4 protein-coding genes are annotated in these 4740 nt (G+C 46.5%); all 4 read right to left on the reverse strand.

Features of this window, described 5'->3' with window-relative positions; all coding sequences use genetic code 11:
* Nucleotides 1-27 precede the first annotated feature (27 nt).
* Nucleotides 28-300, reverse strand: coding sequence for a hypothetical protein (locus tag B3180_RS00760; RefSeq protein WP_286842316.1), 273 nt, complete (start codon nucleotides 298-300; stop codon nucleotides 28-30).
* A 15-nt stretch (nucleotides 301-315) separates the two neighbouring features.
* Nucleotides 316-699 carry a hypothetical protein gene (locus B3180_RS00765; protein WP_286842318.1) on the reverse strand — a complete coding sequence of 128 codons (384 nt, stop codon included), beginning with the start codon at nucleotides 697-699 and terminating at the stop codon, nucleotides 316-318.
* Nucleotides 699-3506 (reverse strand): conjugal transfer protein TraG N-terminal domain-containing protein, encoded by a 2808-nt coding sequence (locus B3180_RS00770; protein WP_286842320.1) that lies wholly within the window; start codon nucleotides 3504-3506, stop codon nucleotides 699-701. Before B3180_RS00770 ends, B3180_RS00765 begins: the two co-directional genes overlap by 1 nt.
* Nucleotides 3507-3509: 3 nt before the next feature.
* A partial coding sequence (locus B3180_RS00775) for a conjugal transfer protein TraH (RefSeq protein WP_286842322.1) occupies nucleotides 3510-4740 on the reverse strand: 1231 nt, incomplete at its 5' end.

Below are 4740 nucleotides of genomic sequence, written 5' to 3' on the forward strand. Positions count from 1 at the left end.
CCCGTAGGTGGCCTTCTCACGAACTCATCAACGTATGTTTATCAACTCTACTGTCAGATTATTAACGCCATCTTCCTCACTATAACGAACCCAATCAGAAACACTGACACCATCCTTTATCTCTTGCAATCGCCCTGAAAAGGAATAATCTTTTTCGCTATAGCTAATGAAATTATCCAGCGCCAAAGTAGCATCACGAACTTCAGATTCAAATAAAGTATCAATAGCTTCCTGTAAAAGTTGACCATCATTACTTTCTACGGAAACAGAACCCTTAATTGAAAAAACAAACATAGTCATTAAGCAGTTTCTCTTCTATTTTACGTTCGGTAAAGAACCTGTCCGCAGCCACAGCCGCGCAATATCGTTAATCAGCTCTTTTTCAACCTGGGCACTGAGCATCATTTGCTTATTGGGGTCGTAAGGTTCAGTGCTTTTTTCAACATGCTGTTTGAAAAGTGCCTTCACCTTGCCATCGACAACCTTTCGATAATATGTATTATTCGCCCTGATATGCTTTTGGGCCACATAGGAAGAAACCCAATTCAAACACTCATCAACTGGTATGTCCGGCTTACAGAACATTTTTGGAAATACACGGTGATATTCATCTGTAACGACACTACTACCAGCCTCAGCAAAGAGGCTGGTCATCAGCAAGGACACCAACATACCGATTTTAATATAGATTATCAGCATTATTCGCCGCTCCTTCTACGGGTTCTCTCCTGAATATTCTCCTTAAGATTGCCCTCCATTTGATCACGCTGGCCCTCATTAAACCACATAGCAGCAAATGGTGTAGGCGAAGCCTCATCAATGTAATTAACCGCCTCTACTCGCTCCACAGTCCCAGCTCCTTGATTGACTACATCATTTTTTAAGCTTTGCAAGCGATCGGTTGTGCCGGATTGGGTAATAACACTGCTAGGGTCGTTCATTGCCTGTTGCTGTGAAGCAAGGGCGGCACCCGTAGCTGAATCAACCTGCTGTTCAGTAACTTGTGCTTGCCCGTCCACCTCGGCTCGCCACTTGGCCCCCTGAGAATTAACTTCAGCACTACCGCTTTCGTAAGTTGAATTTACCTCGGCTTTTCCTTCACCTAATAATGCTTGCTGCACCTGTTTAAAGTTTTCGTCATTCGACATACCGTACCGAGCATCAGCATCAATCAATGCAAACTTGATTTGATCCATAGCTTCTTTTGACCCTCCAGCTGCTTCACGCAATAAAGCATCTACGCGACCAACATCTTGATTATTAGATGTCAGCAATGCGTTGACCAGGGTTTGACCTCCATCCACGCTAAGAGCGGAACGCAATTCTTCTGATGCGTTCAATGACTCCCGTGCACTCTGCTCTTGGCTAACTGCGGCACTGTATTCCTTCTGTGCTGTTTGCTGTTCTGAAAGAGAAGTATTTAACTGATCAACAGAGCCATTACTTTCTTTCAAACCAAATGTAGTCGCCATTTCTCTTGTTGCAGCACCAATTGACGAAACAGCTTCAGAAAACTGGTTACTACTCATAAAGCCCTGAGCCATTTTATAATCATCAGATTCAGATTCGGTCGTAGACCCATCAATAGTGGCACCACCCTTAACCTTAACCCCATTGCCAAATAACTCAAATCCTCCGCTGGCTTCAGCTTGGGCATAAACTGTCGCTTTGGCTTGATCGGTAAGTGTAACACCGGTCGTTTTTTGATAATTATCCAATGCCTGTTCCATTGCTGTGTAGTTTCTTTGCTGTTGAGCGGTTTCGGACTCTTTGAAGTTATTATTAGCCCCTTGCTCCTTACTCAACTGCTGCATCACCGAACCAGAATCACCCAGCACAGTCGAGTTAGACTCTGCTAACTGTGCTCTTTCTGTCTCTTGAAGCTTGGTAGCACTCTCTACAGCCTGCTGCTGAGACTGTACTGCCGCTTCAGTGATCTGTGGGTTCACCAACAATGACGATGTTGTTTGAGATAACAGACTACTACCATCAGCCGTATTAGTTAGACGCGATCCAGAATCCATGAGATTGCTGTTCTGAATATTGCCAGATCCAGTTTGTTCCCAAGTATTTCCCATTCGTTGACCCTTGCCGTCAACAGCCTCATTCGCGCCCTTCTCAACTGACTGGTCATAACCCTGCATAACGCGACCTGCGAACGATGCCGCCATTGCCCCGGACTTGGACACCAACATCCAGGCCAGCATCGGCAATGCCGTTGCCAGGTACCCAGTGGTTGCTACCACATCGGAATTAAATTTCGCCATTTCAGCATTGGCGAAAACAGAAAAACCGTTGCCGTAAAGTGCTGCCAGCTCGGTCATTGAGGCCTGCGAGTAGTACGACATAATGAAATGTAGAATGGCGTACATCGGAGCCCATAAATTGATCCACACCAGTGCCGTGATATAGGCCAAAGGAACCTTTCCCGGCAAGACGATGGCCATCAAAACAATAATGGGAAATATCGCATAAATAATGACTTCAAAGATCGTCCGAAGTAATGGCAGTTTTTCGGACGCAATATCACCTAATGCCTGGTATGTTGTCAGGCGGTGAAGCTCTGCGCCACTGACAATATACTGGTTGAACTCCGAAGCATTGGTTTGCTGGGACAGCTTATGCGTACCCGTTGCCATCGCATTGATAATGGCCTGCTGAGTCACAAACTGTTGTGGTGAAATGCTTACGCCGGTCATGAAGTTCATGGCGTTTTGCATGTCTGACTGCATCCTAGTAGCTGCATTAGCAGCACTGTCAAAGCGGCTGATTAAATCCCCCTGCACACCGTATTTAATGACATTAGTGTAAAGGGCAAGCATGTCAGGCTTCAGTGTGTTCGTAAAACCAGAACGGCATGGAAGAATGGACTCAGAACCAGAACTGGCCGTGTACTTAAAACTAGCAGCGTTCGCCGCTACCCTGGTATCAAAGAAATTCATCAGGTTGGCAGACCCCATAACCTCGCGCCAGGTAAAGCGGTTATGCCCAATTCCATCAACAACCACACAAGACGCAAAAAACTCTGTGAAGTTATTTGTCGTCCGGTCATCAGGGAAGCTCAGCTTCCGTGTTGCCTCATACAGCTTATGAGGAAACAGAAGCCCGGTTGTGGTGTATTTGACCTCGTTGGGCATCGAGAATACTGTCTCAAATGACCGCGCCAACCAATCCCCTGTAAACGAAAAGAAACTGGCTGTTGCCGCTAGGCCAATCGGTACGTTACTTACGACCGCACTGTTTGCAGGCGTAATTCGGTCATTCACGATCACCGTTGTTTTAGGTACCAAAACAACCATGATCAGAACAATCGTGCCGATAAACCACCGAAAATTGTTGAATACATTTCGGTCAAAAGCCGCTTTAAAAAGCACGGTAACAAATCCCAGCATACCGGCTGTCTGCATTGCAGCTTTATAATCTGCATTACCAAATATTGAGGCGATAGCCGTGAATATCATTCTCAGCATATCGCCACTGCCATAGGCGACAACTTCCCAGTTCATTGATTATTTACCCCACATGGCAGCAGTCACAATTTCACCGCCGAGCTTCGGCAATAACGCTTTTTCGTATTTAAAGATGCGCTCCTGCATGGTAATCAGCTGTTCGGCAGTGTATTCATTGTCTTTCCGTTTTTTCCCCAGGCCGCGCATAACGTCTTCCAGTTCATCCCGGAATTCTTTGATACGCTTGGCTTCAGCCATCCCTTTCTTCAGAGTTGAGCTGCGTTGCTCTACCTTCTGAATGACGGCATCTAGCGACCGCAACAAAATATCGTGGGCAATCAGTGTGGTGTACTCCTGTGAAATTTTTGCAATGTCGGTACCGCGCGGGAAGTACGTTGTAGAAGCCGACAGGAAGCGGTAGATCGGCACATTGGTTGAACCAATCAAACCACGTTCCTGAAGCGTCAAGGCGCTATCGGATTGAATCTTGGTAATGATACTCTGAAGCAACTGCTCGACTTTGGTGTAAAGACCTGTCCAGGACGGGTTAATCGTCTGAAGGCTGTTGCTCATGGTAGTACAGCTGTTCGGATCTGAGGTGGCTCCATTGCAACGGTAAATGCGTAGTTGGTCTGTCGCTTTGTTGCCATAGAGCAACGCGGTATAAATATTGTCGAACCGCTCTTTCTCAATAGAGTCCTTGATTGCTGGTTCAATGATACGAATATCTACAGGGGTGTCTGACGCCCCCGGAGTATCTGCAATAATGACCGAACCAATGATGTTCAACACGACCTCAGCAAACTCAGTATCAGCCTGGAAAAATGGATCTTGCATCAGGACGTACCAGGCAAGATTGCCTTTCACAAAGTCGGTTTTGTTTTTCTCACCATCGGAACCTGTTGTTGATTTACGGCTACCACCCGTTGTACAGGCGAAGGATGCAGTTGAAAAATCCTCTCCATAATCATTTTGGCGAGTGGTGATACAATTCGCCTTTTCTTCGTCCAGGTACTGAAGCGCCCCACCAACCAGCTTACTTGCTGCTTCACACGAATCCATGTTCATGTTCAGGTACTTGTTGGCCCATGTTTGAATGTCTTCCATCACCCCGGAAAGTTGTGGGGATACAATCTGGATGGCCAGCATAAACGCCAGGGACTGAGCGTTTTGACCGATGGCACGAAGGTTATCAATAAACTGATTCGCGTCGATGGCCGAGAAGCCACCGGCATAGAAGTCGATACCACCACAACCCGCACTGAATTTCGGTGTCTGTACGCTGACAAAA

It is taken from the genome of Idiomarina sp. UBA4206 (assembly GCF_002383015.1).
GTDB classification, from domain to species: domain Bacteria; phylum Pseudomonadota; class Gammaproteobacteria; order Enterobacterales; family Alteromonadaceae; genus Idiomarina; species Idiomarina abyssalis.